The 792-nt window shown below is 76.8% G+C and carries 1 protein-coding gene and 1 pseudogene; both read right to left on the bottom strand.

Features of this window, described 5'->3' with window-relative positions:
• On the bottom strand, positions 1-349 hold a 349-nt coding region (locus tag AC27KI_RS26275), incomplete at its 3' end, for a helix-turn-helix domain-containing protein (protein WP_487116800.1).
• Positions 350-503: 154 nt separating this feature from the next.
• Positions 504-668, bottom strand: a pseudogene (locus tag AC27KI_RS26270) (hypothetical protein); the annotation flags it as partial.
• Positions 669-792: the final 124 nt, after the last annotated feature.

Below are 792 nucleotides of genomic sequence, written 5' to 3'. Positions count from 1 at the left end.
CGGCCGTCCCGGCGCCGAAGCGCTCGGCATAGGCCTGCGGGCTCACGGCCCGGTGCTTGTGGAAGGCGCGCCGCAGCGTCTCGGGGTGCTGGAACCCGCACAGCCGCGCCACGGTGGAAACCGAGGCCTGCGCCTGGGCCAGCAGGGCCGATGCCGCCTCCACCCGCACCCGCTCCACGTAGCGAGCGGGCGTGGTGCCCAGTTCGCGCTGGAACACGCGGGTCAGGGTGCGCGGCGGCATGCAAGCGCGCGCGGCCAGGGCGTCCAGCGACAGGTCGCCGCCCAGGTGGCCGGGAATCCATTCCAGCAGCGGCGTGAGGCGGGGCGCGTGCGCCGCATCGGGCGCCACCAGGGGGCTGAACTGCGCCTGGCCCGCCCGGGCGGCGCAGGTACATCACCAGGCGCCGCGCCACGGCCAGCGCCATGGCGCGGCCCAGGTCGTGCTCCACCAGCGCCAGGGCCAGGTCGATGCCCGCCGTCACCCCGGCCGAGGTGAAGACGTGACCGTCGCCGTCGATGCCGCCCGGGTCGTAGGTGTGCAGCCGGTCGCCCGCCACCCGCACCTGCGGATGGCCCTGGCGCAGGCCGTCCACGCTGTCCGAGTGGGTGGTGGCGGGCCGCCCGTCCAGCAGGCCGGCGCGGGCCAGCAGCAGCGCGCCCGAGCACACCGACCCCACGCGCCGGCGGTGCGCTCGGCCTGCCGCAGCCAGTCGTGCAGGGCGGTGTCGTCCAGCTGGGCGTCCACGCCCATGCCGCCGGGCACGAGGAGGGTATCCAGGCCAGGGAGCGCCA

It is taken from the genome of Acidovorax sp. KPB24-03 (genome assembly GCF_057546605.1).
Note: the sequence above shows the minus strand (reverse complement) of the source record. Positions and strands in the feature narration are given on the sequence as shown.